Annotated in this window: 14 protein-coding genes, 2 tRNA genes and 1 pseudogene; 14 read left to right on the top strand and 3 right to left on the bottom strand. The window is 55.3% G+C overall.

What is annotated here, in order from left to right; all coding sequences use genetic code 11:
* Positions 1 to 114: 114 nt before the first annotated feature.
* Positions 115 to 261 carry a hypothetical protein gene (locus tag U5K34_RS02065; RefSeq protein ID WP_322566855.1) on the bottom strand — a complete coding sequence of 49 codons (147 nt, stop codon included), beginning with the start codon at positions 259 to 261 and terminating at the stop codon, positions 115 to 117.
* Between the two features lie 45 nt (positions 262 to 306).
* Between U5K34_RS02065 and U5K34_RS02060 the strand changes: the two genes are divergently transcribed.
* Positions 307 to 397: transfer RNA gene (locus tag U5K34_RS02060), tRNA-Ser, on the top strand.
* Positions 398 to 1,142: 745 nt separating this feature from the next.
* Here the strand turns inward: U5K34_RS02060 and U5K34_RS02055 are convergent.
* Positions 1,143 to 2,483 (bottom strand): annotated as a pseudogene (locus U5K34_RS02055) (IS4 family transposase).
* 454 nt (positions 2,484 to 2,937) lie between these two features.
* On the opposite strand from U5K34_RS02055, the gene prxU reads away from it, so the two are divergent.
* The 4 genes from prxU (at position 2,938) to U5K34_RS02035 (ending at position 7,248) form a co-directional block, all read left to right on the top strand.
* A complete protein-coding gene (gene prxU, locus U5K34_RS02050; protein ID WP_322566854.1) occupies positions 2,938 to 3,657 on the top strand; it encodes a thioredoxin-dependent peroxiredoxin in 720 nt (239 codons plus the stop codon).
* 129 nt (positions 3,658 to 3,786) lie between these two features.
* On the top strand, positions 3,787 to 5,208 hold the full coding sequence (selA, locus tag U5K34_RS02045) for an L-seryl-tRNA(Sec) selenium transferase (RefSeq protein ID WP_322566853.1): 1,422 nt from the start codon (positions 3,787 to 3,789) through the stop codon (positions 5,206 to 5,208).
* A gap of 10 nt (positions 5,209 to 5,218) precedes the next feature.
* Positions 5,219 to 7,147 carry a selenocysteine-specific translation elongation factor gene (gene selB / locus U5K34_RS02040; protein WP_322566852.1) on the top strand — a complete coding sequence of 643 codons (1,929 nt, stop codon included), beginning with the start codon at positions 5,219 to 5,221 and terminating at the stop codon, positions 7,145 to 7,147.
* Between the two features lie 5 nt (positions 7,148 to 7,152).
* A tRNA-Sec gene (locus tag U5K34_RS02035) sits at positions 7,153 to 7,248 on the top strand.
* Positions 7,249 to 7,413: 165 nt separating this feature from the next.
* Here the strand turns inward: U5K34_RS02035 and U5K34_RS02030 are convergent.
* Positions 7,414 to 8,727: a sigma-54-dependent Fis family transcriptional regulator gene (locus U5K34_RS02030; protein ID WP_322566851.1), complete on the bottom strand. Its 1,314-nt coding sequence runs from the start codon at positions 8,725 to 8,727 to the stop codon at positions 7,414 to 7,416.
* Positions 8,728 to 8,956: 229 nt separating this feature from the next.
* Between U5K34_RS02030 and U5K34_RS02025 the strand changes: the two genes are divergently transcribed.
* From U5K34_RS02025 to U5K34_RS01985, 9 genes are all read left to right on the top strand, one after another.
* A complete protein-coding gene (locus U5K34_RS02025; protein ID WP_322566850.1) occupies positions 8,957 to 9,139 on the top strand; it encodes a hypothetical protein in 183 nt (60 codons plus the stop codon).
* Positions 9,140 to 9,509: 370 nt separating this feature from the next.
* Positions 9,510 to 10,913: a hypothetical protein gene (locus tag U5K34_RS02020; protein WP_322566849.1), complete on the top strand. Its 1,404-nt coding sequence runs from the start codon at positions 9,510 to 9,512 to the stop codon at positions 10,911 to 10,913.
* Between the two features lie 3 nt (positions 10,914 to 10,916).
* Positions 10,917 to 12,137 (top strand): hypothetical protein, encoded by a 1,221-nt coding sequence (locus U5K34_RS02015; protein WP_322566848.1) that lies wholly within the window; start codon positions 10,917 to 10,919, stop codon positions 12,135 to 12,137.
* A gap of 13 nt (positions 12,138 to 12,150) precedes the next feature.
* The gene (locus U5K34_RS02010; RefSeq protein ID WP_322566847.1) at positions 12,151 to 12,495 is read left to right on the top strand and encodes a c-type cytochrome; all 345 of its coding nucleotides are present in this window, start codon (positions 12,151 to 12,153) and stop codon (positions 12,493 to 12,495) included.
* A gap of 9 nt (positions 12,496 to 12,504) precedes the next feature.
* Positions 12,505 to 13,809 carry an FCSD flavin-binding domain-containing protein gene (locus tag U5K34_RS02005; RefSeq protein WP_322566846.1) on the top strand — a complete coding sequence of 435 codons (1,305 nt, stop codon included), beginning with the start codon at positions 12,505 to 12,507 and terminating at the stop codon, positions 13,807 to 13,809.
* A gap of 10 nt (positions 13,810 to 13,819) precedes the next feature.
* A complete protein-coding gene (locus tag U5K34_RS02000; RefSeq protein WP_322566845.1) occupies positions 13,820 to 14,530 on the top strand; it encodes a c-type cytochrome in 711 nt (236 codons plus the stop codon).
* 296 nt (positions 14,531 to 14,826) lie between these two features.
* Positions 14,827 to 15,804 carry an SLAC1 anion channel family protein gene (locus U5K34_RS01995; protein WP_322566844.1) on the top strand — a complete coding sequence of 326 codons (978 nt, stop codon included), beginning with the start codon at positions 14,827 to 14,829 and terminating at the stop codon, positions 15,802 to 15,804.
* A 626-nt stretch (positions 15,805 to 16,430) separates the two neighbouring features.
* The gene (locus U5K34_RS01990; protein ID WP_322566843.1) at positions 16,431 to 16,970 is read left to right on the top strand and encodes a macro domain-containing protein; all 540 of its coding nucleotides are present in this window, start codon (positions 16,431 to 16,433) and stop codon (positions 16,968 to 16,970) included.
* A gap of 124 nt (positions 16,971 to 17,094) precedes the next feature.
* Entirely contained in the window at positions 17,095 to 19,161 is a 2,067-nt protein-coding gene (locus U5K34_RS01985) for a HelD family protein (protein ID WP_416224000.1), read from the top strand.
* The last annotated feature ends 19 nt before the right edge of the window (positions 19,162 to 19,180 follow it).

Below are 19,180 nucleotides of genomic sequence, written 5' to 3'. Positions count from 1 at the left end.
AATTGGCAAACCGCAAGCGCGTCCTGCCGTTTTCGGCCACAGAATAAAAAACTTCAATATTATAACACCCTAATATTGGTCAATCACTCACCAGATTACCCAATCTTCCCGTTATCACGGCTTTAACCACTTGATTTGTAATGAAATGGAGCCGTGCTCCTGCCAGCCCGCCAGTCCAGACCAGCCAATCGAGCCGGATTGACGTTGCACCGCCCGGGCATCTGGTTTAATCTTGCGCGCCTTGTGCAATGCCACTGGCATTGCACAGGTACTAGTACCCAGGACCTGGTGACTAGAAACTGATCAGGAGAGGTGTCCGAGTGGTTGAAGGAGCACGCCTGGAAAGTGTGTATACGGTAACCCCGTATCGAGGGTTCGAATCCCTCCCTCTCCGCCAAAATAAAAAAGGAGGCCTTGCGCCTCCTTTTTTATTTTGTGGATGGGGGAGGCCATGATGAGAACCCTTTGGTTCGACAAATTTGCAGGACAGCAAATTTGGTCGCCGGAGCATAGCGACGGCGCCCGAAGGGCTCGGGGCCAGGGATGGCCCCGAGACAATCCCTCCCTCTCCGCCAAAATAAAAAAGGAGGCCTTGCGCCTCCTTTTTTATTTTGTGGATGGGGGAGGCCATGATGAGAACCCTTTGGTTCGACAAATTTGCAGGACAGCAAATTTGGTCGCCGGAGCATAGCGACGGCGCCCGAAGGGCTCGGGGCCAGGGATGGCCCCGAGACAATCCCTCCCTCTCCGCCAAAATAAAAAAGGAGGCCTTGTGCCTCCTTTTTTATTTTGTGGATGGGGGAGGCCATGATGAGAACCCTTTGGTTCGACAAATTTGCAGGACAGCAAATTTGGTCGCCGGAGCATAGCGACGGCGCCCGAAGGGCTCGGGGCCAGGGATGGCCCCGAGACAATCCCTCCCTCTCCGCCAAAATAAAAAAGGAGGCCTTGCGCCTCCTTTTTTATTTTGTGGATGGGGGAGGCCATGATGAGAACCCTTTGGTTCGACAAATTTGCAGGACAGCAAATTTGGTCGCCGGAGCTGTAGCGACGACGCCCGCAGGGCTCGGGGCCAGGGATGGCCCCGAGACAATCCCTCCCTCTCCGCCATATCAAAAAAGGTTCCTGTCGGCTAATGCCGCTCACTTAAGCCCCCGGTTTTTCCTCGGGGGTTTTTCCACGACGGGATAGCCGGTTTTGCTTTTTCGAACGGCCCTCGGTACCGAGGGCCGTTTTCGTTCCGGCAGAATAAAGGCCTTCACGTTGGCTCTCAGTGCGCGGAGCTTCTTTGGGATGGTCCCGGGTGACGCCACGGCGCACCAGAGAAACTCATCCTGAATATAGCGCATGGCCATCATAAAGCTGATCCGCCGCGGGGATTCCGCCGCTTCTTCGGCAATACGGCTGATTTCCAGTCGTACCAGGTTGTAGGCCAGCAGGATCCCCCACAGCTCCTGGCGGATCCCTTCGGGCTTTTGACTGCGCAGCAGCAACTCGCTACGCAGTTGCCGACGCTTGAGTTCCCCGTAACCCTGTTCAATCTCCCATCGCTCCCAGTAAATGCGCAACAACTCCTCGGCCGGATAGCGCTGAGGGTCGGTCAGGGAGGTGAGAAAACCGGTGATTTCTCCTTGGGGGTTGGCGTAGCTGACCCGGCGGGCCTACCAGGTGGCCGGAAGATGGGGGTATTGCTCACGTGCCTGGGGCGAGACGGGCATTTCAATAAGACAGTCATGTTCAGCAAATTGCTCGACCACTTCGTAGCGCATCTTGCGCTTGACCGGTGTTAGCCAGTGGCTTTCGGGCTGAGCCTGTTGCCAGCAGAGCAGCAGTTCGGCGGAGAAATAGCAGCGGTCAAACAGGGTCAGCGAATGGGCGGGGGCCGTGCTCACCAGTTCACGTGCATAGTTGATTTTGCCCTGTGTACAAGGGCCGAAGGTGGCCTCCCTTACCAGATGGGTGCGTAGTGACATCAACGCCGTCAGGCGAACGCTGGGAAAGGCGCTGGTGTGCCCCTTGCGCGACTCGATAAAGCCAAAAGCCTCGCCATTTTCCTCGGAATCCGGCGCCTCGAATACCGTCCCATCAACACTCAACAGCTTCAGTCCGCGAAAATCATCGTGTCTCTCCTGTCGGCTCCACGCTTCGGCGCTACTGAGAAACAGGTAGCGCATCGGTTCCGCACCCAGGCGCTCACGGGCCTGGGACAGGGCGCTGGTCGCCACCACCGGGCGACCTTGACTGTCCGGCATCGCCAGATCCAGCTTGTCACAGACGTCCTGAATTGAACGGTCACGGTACAGGCCGATCCCCAGTACCAGCCACATGACTTGCTCGGCGGGGAGACGGCGGCGGCGAAGACTGGCCATACCGGTGGCTTCAAGGGCCGTTTCTATCCATTCGCTGGGAATGTCCCGTTGAAAAGTGCTGAGTGACTCAGGTGACCATTCTGCTGTTTGGTCCAGCTCTTCGGAAAATGACATAAAAAAATCCCGTGATCAAAAGTGATCACGGGATTTTGATCTCATCTTACTGATAGTCAAGCAAGTTTTTGCTTAACTGATCGGCATTACCCTATCGGGGCCTTTTTTAATTTCCAGAAGCTAGCTGCCAGGAACTAGTATCTAGTTACTGATATGCGGGGAAGTCGTGATGATCATCTTTTGGTTGGACAAAATTGTCAGGCGTAACAGATGAAGAACTCGGTAGAAGCTGAAAGACGTATTTTTATTAATCCTATAGTCTTTCTCCTGATATCTGATCAATGAACTTTCCAAGACAAACGTTACCAACTGTGAACATTTTAAACAATTCATGCGCACTTGCATCCACTTTTATCATGCCGGGATCGTTTACCTGCGGTTTATTGACAGGAACTGGCTTTAGTTCTAACTTTTACTATGTACTATATGCTCTACGCCAACAAGAGGGACGATTATGGCAGAAGAAGAATCCGTATCATGTGCCAGGGTGACCGGCTCGGTTTCGGGAGAGCCGTCACCGGAAACTCCGGCACCCTCTGAATTAACCAGTCAAGAAGAGAGGTCCAGTATGAGTGTACGTGTCGGGCAGAAAGCCCCCGATTTCACTGCGCCTGCCTATCATAAGGGCAGCTTTACCAGCGTGAAGCTGTCGGATTATTTAGGCAAGTGGGTGATGCTCTGTTTCTATCCGGGCGATTTCACCTTTGTTTGAGCTACTGAAGTGTCGGCGGTCGCCGCGAATTATCAGAAGCTCCAGGATTTAGGTGTCGAAGTTATTTCAGTCAGTGTGGACAGCCACTTTGTCCATAAAGTCTGGAACGACGAGGAATTGAGCAAAATGGTGGATGGCGGGGTGCCATTCCATATGGTAGCTGATCAGGCCGGGAATGTCGGTCGCGCCTATGGCTGTTGGGACGAGACCCAGGGGGTCGAGCTCCGCGGACGTTTCATCATCGATCCGGATGGTGTGATTCAGGCGATGGAGGTGCTGACGCCGCCGGTCGGGCGCAAGCTTGCTGAAACGATCCGCCAGATTCAGGCCTATCAGCATGTACGCGCCACTGAAGGGAAGGAAGCCTGTCCCGCAGGCTGGGAGCCGGGCAAGCCGACTCTCAAACCTGGACCGGATCTGGTGGGGAAAGTCTGGGAGGTATGGAACCCTTCCATGGAATAGTCGAGTCCTTATCCGGCTATCTCAAACCCCGCCCTTCGTGGCGGGGTTTTTATTTTACGAGTGGGCAGGAAAAGACCACACAGCGGTTCGTCGCTTAACCTTGGGGATAAACAGTTGGATACTAAAATAATGAATCAACTCTCCAGACTCCCCTCTGTCAGTCGTCTGTTGTCTGACGCCGTGGTTGCGGAGCTGGTGGATAGCCACGGCCACGCGGTGATTACACAGATGATCCGTGACACGCTGGCCGAGGTCCGTGCGGCGGCCCAGGCTGGCGCCCCGATTCCCGATAACGAAAACCTGATCGAAAAAATCACCGCCAATGCAAAGGCGCTCGCTCTGCCCAGGCTGCGCCCGGTCTTCAATCTCACCGGCACCGTGCTGCACACCAATCTCGGCCGCGCCTCCCTGCCCGAAGAAGCTGTCGAGGCGCTGGTGACGGCCGCCCGCAATCCCTGTGCTTTGGAATACGATATCGAGGACGGCGGACGGGGTGACCGGGATGACATCGTCAGCGATTTGCTCTGCGAGTTGACGGGAGCCGAGGCGGCCACCGTGGTCAACAACAATGCTGCTGCCGTCTTCCTGTTGCTCAACACATTGGCATGGAAGAAGAAAGTTGTTGTCTCCCGCGGGGAATTGATCGAGATCGGCGGGGCCTTTCGGGTACCCGATATCATGAAGCGGGCCGGTGCCAAACTGGTCGAGGTCGGCACGACCAATCGCACGCATCGGAAGGATTTCAGCGAAGCGATCTCCTCACGCACGGCGATGCTGATGAAAATCCACACCAGCAATTACACGATCCAGGGGTTTACTCATGCCGTACCGGAAAAAGAACTGGCCGAGCTGGCACATCAACATGAACTGCCCTTTGTCGTCGATCTCGGCTCCGGTACATTGACCGACCTCGAGCGCTGGGGACTGCCCCACGAACCGACACCACGCGAGAGCATCGCCGCCGGGGTCGACCTGGTAACCTTTTCCGGTGATAAACTGCTTGGCGGCCCGCAGGCCGGGTTGCTGGTTGGTCGCAAAGATCTGATTGATCAGATCAAGAAAAATCCACTGAAGCGCGCACTGCGCGTCGGCAAGATCACCCTTGCCGCCCTCGAAGCGGTGCTGCGTCTCTATCGCGATCCCGATCGCCTGCCCGAACGCCTGACGGCATTGCAGCAACTGACCCGTCCCGAAGCCGACATCCATGCCGTGGCGCAACGCCTGTTGCCCGCACTGCAGCGTGCCCTGGCCTCGCAGCCGGTAACCGTGGAAATCGTGCCACTGCGATCGCAGATCGGCTCCGGGTCACTACCGGTCGATCGTCTGCCGTCTGCCGGGCTTGCTGTTCACCCGCAGAGCAGGAAAAGCGGCGTACTGCATCGCATCGAGGCCAGATTACGCGAGTTGCCGCGTCCGGTGATCGGCCGCATCGAGAACGACGCGTTGCTGCTGGATCTGCGCTGCCTTGCGACGGATGAGGAAAGTGAATTCGCTGCCCAGCTTTCGATCCTGGACACACGTCAATCGGATGCATCAGGTCGGATGGCATGAGATACGTGAGATGTTGATCGGCACTGCAGGGCATATCGACCATGGCAAAACCGCGCTGGTGAAGGCGCTTACCGGCGTGGATGCCGATCGGTTGCCGCAGGAACAGGCGCGCGGCATTACGCTCGATCTCGGCTACGCCTATACCCCCTTATCGGATGGTTCAGTACTCGGTTTTGTGGATGTCCCCGGCCATGAAAAACTGATCCGCAACATGCTGGCCGGCGCCACCGCTATCGATTTCGTTCTGCTGGTGATTGCCGCCGATGACGGACCGATGCCGCAAACACGTGAACATCTCGAGTTACTGGAACTGCTGGGTAGGACCCGGGGCACAGTCGCCCTTACCAAAATCGATGTGGTTTCAGCCGAGCGGCTCGAGGCGGTCCGCCAGGAAGTCAAACAACTTCTGGCGGATACCGGACTGTCAGGTAGTCCGATCTTTTCCGTATCGGGGCGAACGGGGGAGGGGATCGAGCCCCTGCGCATTCATCTGGAGACGATGGCGACTTTATTTCACCCGCGTTCAGCGACAGGGCGTTTCCGTCTCGCCATCGATCGCTGTTTCTCGCTCACCGGTGTTGGCACCGTAGTAACCGGTACCGCCCATGCCGGAGCAGTCAATGTCGGCGAGATGCTCACCCTGTCCCCGTTGGGGGTCAAGGCCCGTGTGCGTGAACTGCATGTCCAGGACCGCTCTGCCGAACGTGGTCAGGCGGGTGAACGTTGTGCCCTGGCACTCAAGGGTGATTTTGACAAACAGGATATTGCCCGGGGGATGTGGCTGGTCGATCCGGCGCTGGCCCTGCCCCTGTCCCGTTTTCAGGGTGAGGTGCGCATTCCCGCCGGTCAGAAACCGGTGACGCACATGCAAAACGTGCATGTGCATCTTGGTAGCGATGACATAGTCGGCCGGGTGGCGTTGCTCGATTGCAAGGAGATCAATGCCGGAGATACCGCGCTGGTAGAGATCCTGCTCGAACGCGAAACTCTGGCCCTGCACGGCGACCGATTCATCCTGCGCGATGCCGGTGCGCAACGGACTGTTGCCGGAGGCAGGGTGCTGGATATCTTTCCGCCTACCCGCCACAAGCGGACACCGCAACGGCTGGCCCTGCTCAACAAACTGCGTGACGTGGATCCTGCCGTTGCGCTTGAATGTCTGGCCGACCAGGTGGAAGCCGGCATCGATCTCAATCGATTCGCGATGAGCTGGAACCTCAGCGAGGCAGACGCCGAGATGCTCTGGCAACGGGTCGGCCTGCGCGTGATCCGCGAGGGCGAAACAACAACCGGTATTACCCCGGCGGCCTGGACCGCGTTGCGAAGTAAACTGCTTGAGGCGCTGACTGCGGAACATGAGCGTGCGCCCGATATGATCGGCGTGGAAGTCGAACGGCTGCGGCGCATGACCTCCAGCAGGCTGTCGCGTCCTGTTTTTCAGGCACTGAGTGAGGAATTACTGGCAAATGGTGCCATTGTACAGACGCGCTCCTGGCTGCATCTGCCGGAGCATCGCGCCACTGTCACTGCCGACGACCGGGAACTTTTTGCCGAGCTTAAGCCTTTGCTGGATGCCAGTCCCTATAATCCGCCGCGAGTGCGTGATGTATTCAGGGCAACAGGCACGCCCGAGCATGTGGTACGCCAGTTATTCAAGCGGCTCGCCCGGACGGGGGAGCTCTATCCGGTAGCCCATGATCATTATTTCACCGCCAGGGCGGTCGAGGAGCTGGCCGAACATGTCCGCCAGCTCAATGAGCAACAGGGCGCGGCGCGTGCCGCCCCGTTTCGAGACATTATCTTTCCCGATGGTAGCGGCGGTCGTAAGGTGGCGATTCGGATCCTCGAGTTCTTCGATCGTATCGGTTACACTCGACGGGTACGCGATGATCATGTCTTGCGTCACGACAGCGCTTTGCAGCACTGGAGCGCACAATGAACTCTGGAAGAGATCGTTCCCCGGTGGGGCGCCCGGTCTTCAAAACCGGGAGGGGCCGCCAGGCGGTCCCTGGTAGGTTCGACTCCTGCTCTCTTCCGCCATTTTCTCTGGTCGTTCCCGGACCACGATGAACCTGCTAATCACTGATGGGCTGTTGCTGTGCGTTTCACTCTGACGAGAGCTTCCCGGGGGCACTGCATCGAGATTGTTTAGTGAAATCTTACTGTCAGAGTTCAGATGCTCGTATGTTACGCAGGAACGTCACCTTATTTTTCAATGGCCAGTAACTTCAGCTTGCGGTACAGGGTCCGTTCACTGATCCCGAGCTGGCGAGCCAGTTCGCGTTTGTCCCCTTCGAAACGGGCGAGTACTCGCTGCAGGTACTGTCGTTCCACTTCCACCAGCGGAAGAATGTTTGTGTCAGTGACCTCTGTCAGCTTGCTGTCAGTGGGACAGCGACACTCGGCCGGCAGGTGATTGATGGTAATGGTCTCACCGTCGGCCATCAGGTTTGCCCGCTCGAGTATATTGCGTAGCTCGCGAATATTCCCCGGAAAAGCATAATTTCGCAGGCAGTGTAACGCCTGGCGATCCAGCCGGCGGGGTTTGTCCGAGGCGATGCGCTGTACAATGGTTTCGATCAGCAAGGGTAGGTCTTCGATTCGTTCGCGCAGGGACGGCAGGGCAATGGGAAAGGAACTGATCCGGTAATAGAGATCCTCGCGAAAGCTCCCTTCGGCCACCATCTGTTTCAGGTCACGGTGCGTGGCGCAGACCAGTCGAAACTCGGCCTTGTGCGATTCCACACTGCCAACACGCCGATACGTCCCGGTCTCCAGCAGACGCAGCAGTTTCACCTGCATGGCCAGCGGGATATCACCCACTTCGTCCAGAAACAGGGTGCCGCCGCGGGCGATTTCAACCAGCCCGGGCTTGCGCTGGGTGGCGCCGGTGAACGCCCCTTTTTCATGACCAAACAGTTCGCTCTCGAACAGGGTTTCTGTCAGGCCGGAGCATTCGACCGGGACGAATGGCCCGGTATTTCGATTGCTGGCCTCGTGTACAGCTCTGGCAACCAGTTCCTTGCCGGTGCCGGTCTCGCCCAGCAGCAGGACGGTGGTTTCAGCGGGGGCGGCCCGTTGTACCAGTTCCAGCATGCGCAGAAAGGCCGGGGCACGGCCGACCAGCCCCTCTCCGGCGGGGCGGGCGCTCGCCACCGTACTGTGGCGCATCACTTCAACAAAATAGAGAATCTCGCCGGCTTCATTGTGGATGGGATGAATTTCGACATCCACGTGTTCTTCTCCACGCGGGGTGTGGTGCAGGTGCAGGACCCGCTGGGTTTCTCCGGAGGTAAGGCTCGCTTTCAGCGGACAGCTCTCACCGGCCTGATCGCAAGGAACCTGGTAGTGATGAGAAACCTCGTAACAGTGCCGTGCCCGTAGTGGCTGTTCGTCGCCGTAAATGGCCCGGTATGGCTGATTGGCGGCCAGAATCAGGTAGTCCTGACTCAGCAATACCGCCGGTTCATCGTAGACGTCGAGCAGGGCAGCGATTTCGGCAGGAACGGGAGTCGGCATGGCGGTCCACAAGTTGTCATTAATGGCAGTATTATGGGTTAATTTTGACAAAAAGACAGTAAATTCGAATAACGTGAGTCTGGCTTATATTTTAAGCATGCAGAAAAGAATTAATAAAAACAGTAGGATAGAGATGAATCTCGATGAAAAGAAGGTGGAGCACAGTCTGGCACGTTACTTGCCATATATTTCATAACCATGTTTGATTCAGTTACTTGAGGAGACGACGATGAAATCATTAATGAATGTTCTGGCCTTTGTTTTCGCCATTGCCGCGCTGCCGGCGGGTGCCATGGCGGCAGAAGAAATCCCTGCCTGGACCTGGGATGATCAGATGATTGTTCCCCTGACTGTCCAGAACGCGGACACCGATTCGCAAGAAGACGAGGATGAACCTGACCTGGGCTGGTAACTCCGGCGTATCAGCTTGCCGTAACCTGTTCGAAGAGCAGGTTGCGGCATTTATTTGTAAATTTCGTAAATTCTTCTTTAATTATTCAGATAGTTCTGACGTGGAATAGAACAAGTATTGTATTTCCGCGCATTTCTTGGGTCTTTATTTGTGGATGGATTCATTGAGTTAATTCTATCAAGATTAGCGGACAATGATGTCCCTGCTTATCCGAACGCGTATTCAAGTAAAAAAGCAGAGGAAAGTGATCAGAAGGGTAAGGGTATTACCTGGCACCGCCAATTTGAGTAATTCATTGGTACCGCCACGGATTCAACACTGAACTACAGCAAGGTACTGGGGGAAAGATACTTCAGACGGGAGCCTGATTATGGATTTAATTGGTTTGTACCCAACATGGTATGAATCCACAGTAGGCAGTGGCTGGGTAGTCGCGATTATCGCGACGATACATGTATTGACATCGCATTTGTCAGTTGGTGCTGCAATATTTTTTGCCTACCTGGCTACCCGTGCCTACCGGGACAATCGGCCGGAATTGGTGGAATTTATCAAGCGCTATGGCCTTTTCTTGCTGGTTTTTGCTTACGTAGTCGGTTCGATTACCGGGGTGGGTATCTGGTATTCCACCACAGTAGCCAGTCCGCGCGGGATTTCGGCGTTGATCCACAGCTTCGTTTGGAAATGGGCCACTGAATGGGTTTTCTTTGTGATCGAGGTCGTCGGGGTATACATGATCGTCTACCTGGTGGGTAAGGTGGACCGACGCACCCACATGATGATCACCTGGGTGTTTGGCCTGGCATCTTACACCACGATGTTGATCATCATCGGTATTCTTTCTTTCATGTTGTGGCCGGGCAAGGAGGCATGGTTTACAGAAGGTGGTTATTTGAATGGCTTCTATGGTTCAAATACTTTTGCCCACCTGGCTATGCGCACCGCATTTATGTTCACGATCACTGCCGTGGTGGGCGGGATTATTATCGCCGGCACCAAGGATCAGGTCTTTAAGAAAGAGATGACTCGCAAACTCTCCTGGTTGGGTATAGCCTCGGTTCTGATTGGTGCTGCTTTGTTCCAGTGGTATATCCGTACCTTGCCGGACTCGGCCCATCTGGTCATGGATAATCGCTTGCCGAATTATTTTGTACCTTCACTGATTGCTGTTTTGAGCGCTTGTTTGGTCTATTTCATTGTTACCATGCTGCAACCACGTATCCTGGTGACTGCGCTGGCCAGCATTATGACCGTGGCCATTCTGGTATTCGGTCTCTGGCCTGAAGAAGTGGCACGTGAGTCGATTCGCAAACCGTATGTAGCCGGCCAATATCTTTATTCAAATCAGGTGATCGGGCGGGATGTGCCGGGCATGGGAATCCGGTCGGAAATTCCATTGTTGCAGGAGAAGGGGGTCCTCAAGACACACCCCTTCCTGCCCGAGGATTTGCGTGAAGTTACATCGGAGAACGTGGTTCGCGCCGGCAGGGCAATCGCGATTATCATGTGTTCCAATTGCCACAGTCTGGACCGGACCGGCATACGTCCCATGCATCACTATCTCGGCGGTAATTCGGATTACAAACGGATAAAAACCTACCTGCTTGGCGCTTTGGCGACAGGTAACACCCTGTATATGCCACAGATCCCGCTCACCGAGGAAGAGGCCGAAGCGCTTGCGGTGTATCTGGCAAGCATGAGTGACGAAACGGTGGCTGAGCGATATGCTCGGGACAAAAGCGCCCTGGCTCTGGTCGACGAAGAAGAGGAGTAGGGAATGGAAGCTGAAGCCTTGTATGCATTGCGCGATCCTGCCGGTATTCCATTTTATCCGGTGGTATTCATGATTCTCGGGGTGCTGACCTTTGCCATGCATATCTTTGCCGTCCAGTTGATGCTGGGGGCCACTGGCATGACCCTGTTTGGTAGCTTCGCCGGTCACGATCATTGGCGACGCTTGTCAGGGGCAATGCTGGATGTAGCCAAAATCTCGGTCTCGGTGGCGATAGTACTCGGGGTCGCGCCGTTATTGTTTGTCCAGGTAACTTATGATCCCTTCTGGTACACCTCCAACGTGCTTTCGGCATCGTGGGTAATTGGCTTTGTGGTGATCCTGATTGTCGGCTACTGGTCGATGTATCTCTATTATTTCCGCAACAAGGGCAGAGAACCTGGATCGATACCCCGTTCGCGCTGGGCGATGGCGGTGTCACTGGCGCTGTTACTGGTGGTGGGGTTTATCATGCATGTACTGACGGTGCAGATGTTATACCCGGAACAATGGATGCAATGGTATGCGCCGCAGGATCGGTTGGATACCAGCGGTAGTGGCCTGTATGCCTTTAATCTATTGCGTTTCCTGTTCTTTATCAGTTTTGCCGTACCGGTGGTCGGTTCCTGGCTCGTAGCCTATCGGCGCTACTTCAGTGTGCGCCAGGATGTGGATCGCGAATATCTTGAGTGGGTCGGACAACTTGGTGGACGTCTGATGCAATTCGGTATGGTGGTCACTCTGATTCTGGGTATTTTGTGGATGACATCCCTGCCGGATAAGGTGGCCGACTTTGCCACTTCACCGTGGGTATGGATTTCGGCACTGGCGCTGGTGGGTTTGCTTGGCATCGGTGCATTGATACGCCGACAACTGCATGCCTGGGGCTACTGGGCGATCGGTCTGACCGCCGTGGCGGGTCTGGTCGTCGCTGTTTCGCGTGAAGCATTGCGCTGGGTCAATCTCAAGGGCGTACATGGCTACAACATCCTGGACTACAAGGTGAATATGGATTGGTACAGTACCATTCTGTTTTTTGCCACCTTTGCCATTGTCGGTGGTTCGGTCCTGGCTTATCTGATAACCGTTGCCTGGCGGGCCGGTCAGACTGAAGGAGTGTATACACCGGGTCCGGTGGTAAGACGCATGGGAGCCATCAGTGCCGGTCTGATTGTGTTGTGGATCGTGCAGTATTTTGTGGTTGGCTTTGTGGTCTGGGCACGATGAAGGGAGGCTGGCGATGAACCGACAAGTAAAGCGCCTGTTACAGGACAGGTTCACGGTGATTGGTTTATTGGTCCTGATGTCGGTTGGCACAGTGGCCCAGGCGGAAAATCTGCCGCGTGCACAGTTGCTGGCGCAGAATTGCGCGGCTTGCCATGGCGTTAACGGCCGTGAGTTCAAGGAATCAATGCCGCCATTGGCAGGAATGAAGACTGAGCAGTTTATAGAAGCCATGAATTCTTTCAAGGATGGCACGCGGCCGGCCATTATCATGGATCGAGTTGCGCGGGGCTACAGTCAGGACGAGATCAAGGCGATGGCACAGTTTTTTGCTACACAACCGGCGACCCAGTACCGATAGAGGAATACCATGAGCAAGCTGACACGACGCGATTTCATCAAGCTATTTGGTGCGGGTGCCGCTGCAGGGACGGGATTGTTTGGTTTGACGGCCCGTGCTGTAGCGGCGAATGCGCCCCACGTCGTAGTGCTCGGCGGTGGTATAGGAGGCTCAACCTTCGCCAAATATTTACGCATCGCTGATCCTAATGTGCGAATTACCTTGATCGAACGAGATGCGCAGTATATTACCTGCCCGCGTAGTAATGATGTGATAGTCGGTTTTCACACGCTAGAAGATATAACCTTTGATCACGATACCATTCGCGATAAATATGATATTAATGTGTTGATCGACGAGGTGGCCGGCGTGGATGCCGATCGCCGACAGGTGCGTACCGCCGGCGGACAGAATCTGAGTTATGACAGACTGCTGGTGTCACCGGGCATCGATTTCCGCTGGGAGGCGATAGACGGTTATACGCCCGAGCTCGCGGATACCCGCATACCCCATGCCTGGAAGGCCGGCCCGCAAACCCTGCTGCTTAAGCAGCAACTGAAGAATCTGCCCCGGGGCGGTCGGGTCCTCATCGCGCCACCGGTCGATCCATTCCGCTGTCCGCCGGGGCCCTACGAGCGCGCCTCGATGATCGCCGAGTATCTGCAAAAACATAATCCGAGTGCCAAGGTATTGATCCTCGATCCCAAGGACCATTTCACCAAGGATGGTCCGTTCAAGAAAGGGTGGGAACGGTTGTACGGTTACGGGACTGATAATAGCTTGATCGAATGGGTAGCCGGTTCCGAAGGTGGACGAATACTCGCCGTTGAACCGAAGAATATGACAGTTGAAGCGGAGGCGGATCGTTTCCAGGCGGATCTGATTAACATCATTCCGCCGCAAAAGGCGGGCAAGCTGGCCTTTGCGATGGGCCTGACAGATTCCAGTGGCTGGTGCCCGGTGGATCGACAGACTTTTGAATCAAAAAAGATGCCGGGTGTGCATGTGATCGGTGATGCCTGTATCGCCGACGAAATGCCCAAATCCGGTTATGCTGCCAACACCCAGGCCAAGGTGGCGGCCTGGGCTATTTCTGATCTGCTCAATGGGCGTCAGCCTGGAGAGCCCACCTTGTCCAATACCTGTTACAGCCTGGTCGGCAGCCGCTACGGGGTGTCGATTTCCTCGGTTTATGAGCTGCACGAAGGCCACATACGTAACGTTCCGGACAGCGGTGGCCTGTCTCCCATCGATGACAATCCTGCAAGGCCGGTACTTGAAGCGGTGTATCAGAAAAACTGGCACAGAACGTTCGTCAAGGACGTGTTCAGTTGAGGGGGTAAGAATGAATTGCGTGTTGAAGACACTGGGAGCAACATTTGCCATGAGCCTTGTGGCGGGTCTGACCATGGCCGGTAGTGAGCCGACACTTGAAGCAGAAGCCTGGACTCCTCGCTCATTGCACCAGACCCTGGCCAGCATGCCCGCGGGGAATGCAAGCCGGGGTAAGATCATTCATCAGCGACTGATGTGCGTTTCCTGTCACGGCGAAGCCGGGGTAGCGCCGAGCCGCAACTATCCGAGTCTGGCCGGACAACGCGAGGCCTACACCTACAAGATGCTGCATGATTATCGCAGCGCCCGGCGCAATGAAAAGACCGGTCAGTCCAAAGTGATGTTGGAAATCGTTCGGCTCATGAATGACCAGGATATGGCGGATGTGGCGGCCTTTTATGCCAGGCAGCCGTTGCCAGCATCCGGCCAGAGCGGGGTACCTCTCGAGGATATAGTGCGTCTGGTGCGCAAGGGCGATCCTGCCCGTTTGCTCACACCCTGCGCCTCATGTCACGGTGCCACCGGTGCAGGTGGGAAAAACGAAACACCGGCACTGGCTGGACAGGTTGAAGCATACCTGGTTCGCACCCTGCAGGCATATAAATCAGGTGCGCGGGATAACGATGTGTACGAAGGCATGTCACAATTCGCTACTGTCCTGTCACAACATGAAATTGAAGCGCTCGCGCAATATTACTCTTCATTGCCGGCGACGAGGTAAACCTGATAGTCAAAGCGTGCTCGCTTTTGGTTCGGAAATGTTATTCAACCAATGTGGCAACTTGCAGTTTATCGTTACGATTATCTGATGGTCTCACTTTTATTGTCAGTGTTTGAATGCAGATGATGCTGTAATTTTCCATGGCATTTTCCTGAACAAAAAGCTGTTGTTGCGGTCGGTGAGTTTCTATCCGGAAATCCATCTCGATTTTTTGGTAGACAGATAAACGGGGTATTTTTCGTGCTTGATTATCTATGGCTGATGTTGCATGGGATACTTTAATGCGGGGTAGACGAATGAAGGAACAACAGAAAAAGATTCAGCCTGCGCGCCTGGAGAATTTTCCCATTTCCTGGTTTGCTACAGTGATGGGGCTGGCCGGATTTTCTATCGCCTGGCATCGAGCTGAAACTATTATGTCACTGCCGTTCAGGGTGAGTCATTTTATTTTGGGGCTGACAATCGTGATTTTTATTCTTCTAGGGGTGTTGTACCTTGGAAAGCTGATTAAATATCGTACACAGGTGTTTGTCGAAATAAGTCATCCTGTCAAACTGAACTTTTTTCCGACTATATCTATTGGGTTGTTACTAGTCAGTATCGCCTTATTGCATCATCAGCTCATGGTTGCCTACTGGCTGTGGGTTATTGGTGCGGTACTTCACTTGTTGATTACACTTTATGTGCTTTCAATCTGGATTCACCACTCCCGTTTTGAAATTCATCATATCAATCCAGCCTGGTTTATACCGATTGTCGGGAATATACTGGTGCCGATTGCCGGAGTAAAATTCGCCTCGGTCGAGATTTCCTGGTTCTATTTTAGTATTGGTCTGTTGTTCTGGCTTGTATTGTTTGCGATAATTTTTTACAGGGTCATTTTTCATCAGCCACTGCCGGGCAAGCTTACGCCGACTCTGTTTATCCTTGTTGCTCCACCCGCTGTCGGTTTCATCTCCTGGATTCAACTAACAGGCACTCTGGATTCTTTTGCCAGGATACTGTATTACACGGCATTGTTTCTTACTTTGATGCTGGCAACCCAGACAAGTCACTTTGTGCGGCTGAAGTTCTTTTTATCCTGGTGGGCTTATTCTTTTCCCCTGGCTGCGGTGACAATTGCCAGTCTGTTGATGTATCAGAATACTGAACTGGTTTTTTTTGCGGGGCTATCCTGGTTTTTGCTGGTAATACTTAGCCTGGTAATTCTGCTTCTGGTATACAAAACTCTGGCTGCAGTGTCGCGTAAAGAGATTTGTATCGAAGAAGACTGAAAATTCAGCAAGAAAGTTTTCGGAAAAAGTCGTTGCTTGACGGATATGACTCAGTCGCGATCAGCTTTCTTACACTTTATTATACAGGCTGGTCAGTACTTGATGCGTTTGGTAGGCCGCTGGCTATAAGTAGCTACAGGGTAATCAAACCTTATTTCTGACTGTCGAGTAACAATTCGGGTGTCTCGTCATCGTCGAGATGGCGCCTGGTGAAGAAGCCGGTAGTTTCCGTCGGAGAAATCTGATGGAAGCCCTGAGGGAGGAGTATGGATGCAGTTGCGTCCGCCCAGGATTATCTCAGGATCCTGAAAGAGTACTGTCCGTCGCCAATCATACAGGCATAGTCATGTTGTTACGCCCTCGCCAGCCCGGCCGGTTGCTGTATGCCGTCGAAGAACTCATCGAAATAGCTGTTGACGTTGCCGTATGAGGCCTGCCTGTTCCAGTGCCCCCCATGGCCCGCTACTCACGTTCGCTCTTATTGATCCCGCCGAAATTCCACACTCTACGGGTTGATATAAGGCATGTATAGCTGCGATTGGGCGCCAAAGAAGCCGCGCGCCCTACAAATTCCGGGTCAGACATGCTAGTTTTGCGCTGCGAACGACGAAGCGGTGGCAGGTGGTATGAGCGAACGGGTTCTACACGGCGTGCGCCTTGAATGTATTCAGGGCGATATTGCCAGCCAGTCGGATATGGACGCGGTGATCAACGCGGCCAATGCCGAGCTGCGCATCGGCGGCGGCGTGGCCGGGGCGCTGCACCGGGCCGCGGGGCCGGGGCTGGAAGACGAGGGCCGGCCGCTGGCGCCGATTCGCCCGGGGCAGGCGGTGATCACCGGGGCCCATAATCTGCCCAACCGCTATGTGATCCATTGCCTGGGCCCGGTGTACGGGATGGACGAGCCGGCCGAGGAATTGCTGGCGGCCTGTTACCGTAACGCCCTGGCCCTGGCCGAGGAACACGGTATCGCCTCCGTGGCGTTTCCGGCTATCTCCACCGGGGCGTTCGGTTATCCGCTGGAGGCGGCGACCCGGGTGGCGTTAACCACCGTCGCCGGGCAACTGCCGCAGCTGAGCGCCGTGCAGCACATCCGTTTCGTGTTGCACGAGCCGCACAGTCTGCAGGTGCACGAGCAGGCACTGGCCTCCCTGCCCGGGGCGTGAGCCGCGCCCCTGTCCCGGGTGGATGAATCCGGCGGCATTCGCCCGCCGATTACCGCAGGCGTATTATGAGTTTGACCGGTTGCTTCGGTAACCGGGCAAGAAAGTTGTAGTGTATTTGACAGACGTGATGATGATTCAGACCGAAGCCGACGAACAGGCCCATCTTGAAGAAGTAAAAACCCGCCTGCACCGCGCCCTGGCCGATATCGATGCCCGGGTGCAACGCTATGCCGAGGAGATCCAGACCCAGAAGGACTATTCCTGGGAGCATCGCGCCGAGATGGATCACGTGGAGAAGATCGCCAACCGCGAATCCATCGCCCAGGCGATGTTCACCGGAGAGGCGGCGCTGGATAAGAAAAAGCGTATCCAGAAGCTGCTCGCCTCGCCCTATTTCGGCCGCATCGATTTTATCGAGCAGGGCGGAGACAACCCGTTGCCGATCTATATCGGCATGCATTCCTTTTTTGATGAGGAGCTCAAACGTAACCGGGTGTTCGACTGGCGCGCGCCCATCGCCAGCCTGTTTTACGACTATGAACTGGGTGAAGCCCGTTACGCAGCCCCCGAAGGCGAGGTTGCCGGCGAGATCGCCCTCAAGCGCCAGTACCGGATCCGCCACGGTAAAATGGAATTCATGCTCGATACCGAGCTGAATATCGTCGATGACGTGCTGCAGGAGGCGCTGGGCCAGGCCGCCGACGATCGGATGAAGAACATCGTCGCCACCATCCAGCGGGATCAGAACGCCATCATTCGCAACGAACACTCCTCGGTGCTGATCATCCAGGGGGTGGCCGGCTCGGGCAAGACGTCCATCGCCCTGCATCGTATCGCCTATCTGCTGTACCGCTTCAAGGAGTCGTTAAGTTCCGAGGATATTCTGATCATCTCGCCCAATCGGGTGTTTGCCGATTACATCTCCAACGTGCTGCCCGAGCTGGGCGAGGAGCAGGTGGCCGAAACCGAGATCGAGACCCTGGCGGCGGAACTGCTCGAACACCAGTACAAATTCGAAAGCTTTCATGAACAAAACGCCCGGCTGCTGAAAAACGATGATCCGGCACTGCCGCAGCGCATTCGTGCCAAGGCCTCGCTCGATTTTCTCAAACAGCTGGATAAATATATCGCCCACCTGGAAGATAATCGCTTCACACCGCACGAACTGCGCATCAACACCAAGCCGGTGCCGGTCTGGTTTCTCGAGGAGTCTTATGAAAAACATCGCGCCTCGCCGGTGGCCGAGCGCATTAACCGCATTGCCCGGGATGTCGAGAGCAAGGTGGGGATTTACTACAACTACACCCTGAGCACCCGGGAGCGGCGCGAGCTCAAAGAGTCCCTCAAAGGCATGATGCAGACCACCACGTTACGCAATGCCTACAAGGACTTTTTCACCTGGCTGGGCGAGCCGGATCTGTTTCAGCCGGCAAAGAACGCGCGCCTGGAATACTCGGACGTGTTTCCGCTGATCTATATGAAGATGCGCCTGGAGGGGATCCGCAAGAATTACCGCAACGTTAAACACCTGCTGGTGGATGAGATGCAGGATTACACGCCGGTGCAGTACGCGGTACTGTCACGCCTGTTTCCGTGCAAGAAAACCATCCTCGGCGACGCCAGCCAGTCGGTAAATCCGTTCAGCTCCACCACGGCCGAGGGGATCCGCGAGGTCTTCACCCATGCCTTTTGCGCCAGTCTGAACAAGAGCTATCGCTCGACTTACGAAATTATCCAGTTCGTACAGCGTATCGCTCCCAACGCGGCGATCGAACCGATCGAGCGCCATGGCGAGGCGCCGCAGGTACTCGGTTTTGCCAGTCGCAAGAAAGAGCTGGAACAGATCCGCGCCCTGATGCAGGAATTCGATGCCTCCGAACATCATACCCTGGGGATCATCTGCAAGACCCAGCAGCAGGCCGATCGGTTATACAAGGCGGTACAGGATGAACTGCCCAACGTGTACCGGTTGAACCTGCAAAGCAGCCATTTTTCCCAGGGCGTGGTAATCTGTCCGGCGTCCCTGGCCAAGGGGCTGGAGTTCGACCGGGTGATCGTGCCCCAGGCCGATACCGACAACTATGCCGCCGAGATGGATCGAAGCCTGCTGTATATCGCCTGCACCCGCGCCATGCACCGGCTGACGTTGACGCACGTCGGTGAAGCCAGCCCGTTTATCGCCGCAGCGTAACCGGCATGTACCATTACGA

This window comes from Thiohalophilus sp. (assembly GCF_034521165.1).
GTDB lineage: Bacteria > Pseudomonadota > Gammaproteobacteria > UBA6429 > Thiohalophilaceae > Thiohalophilus.
Note: the sequence above shows the minus strand (reverse complement) of the source record. Positions and strands in the feature narration are given on the sequence as shown.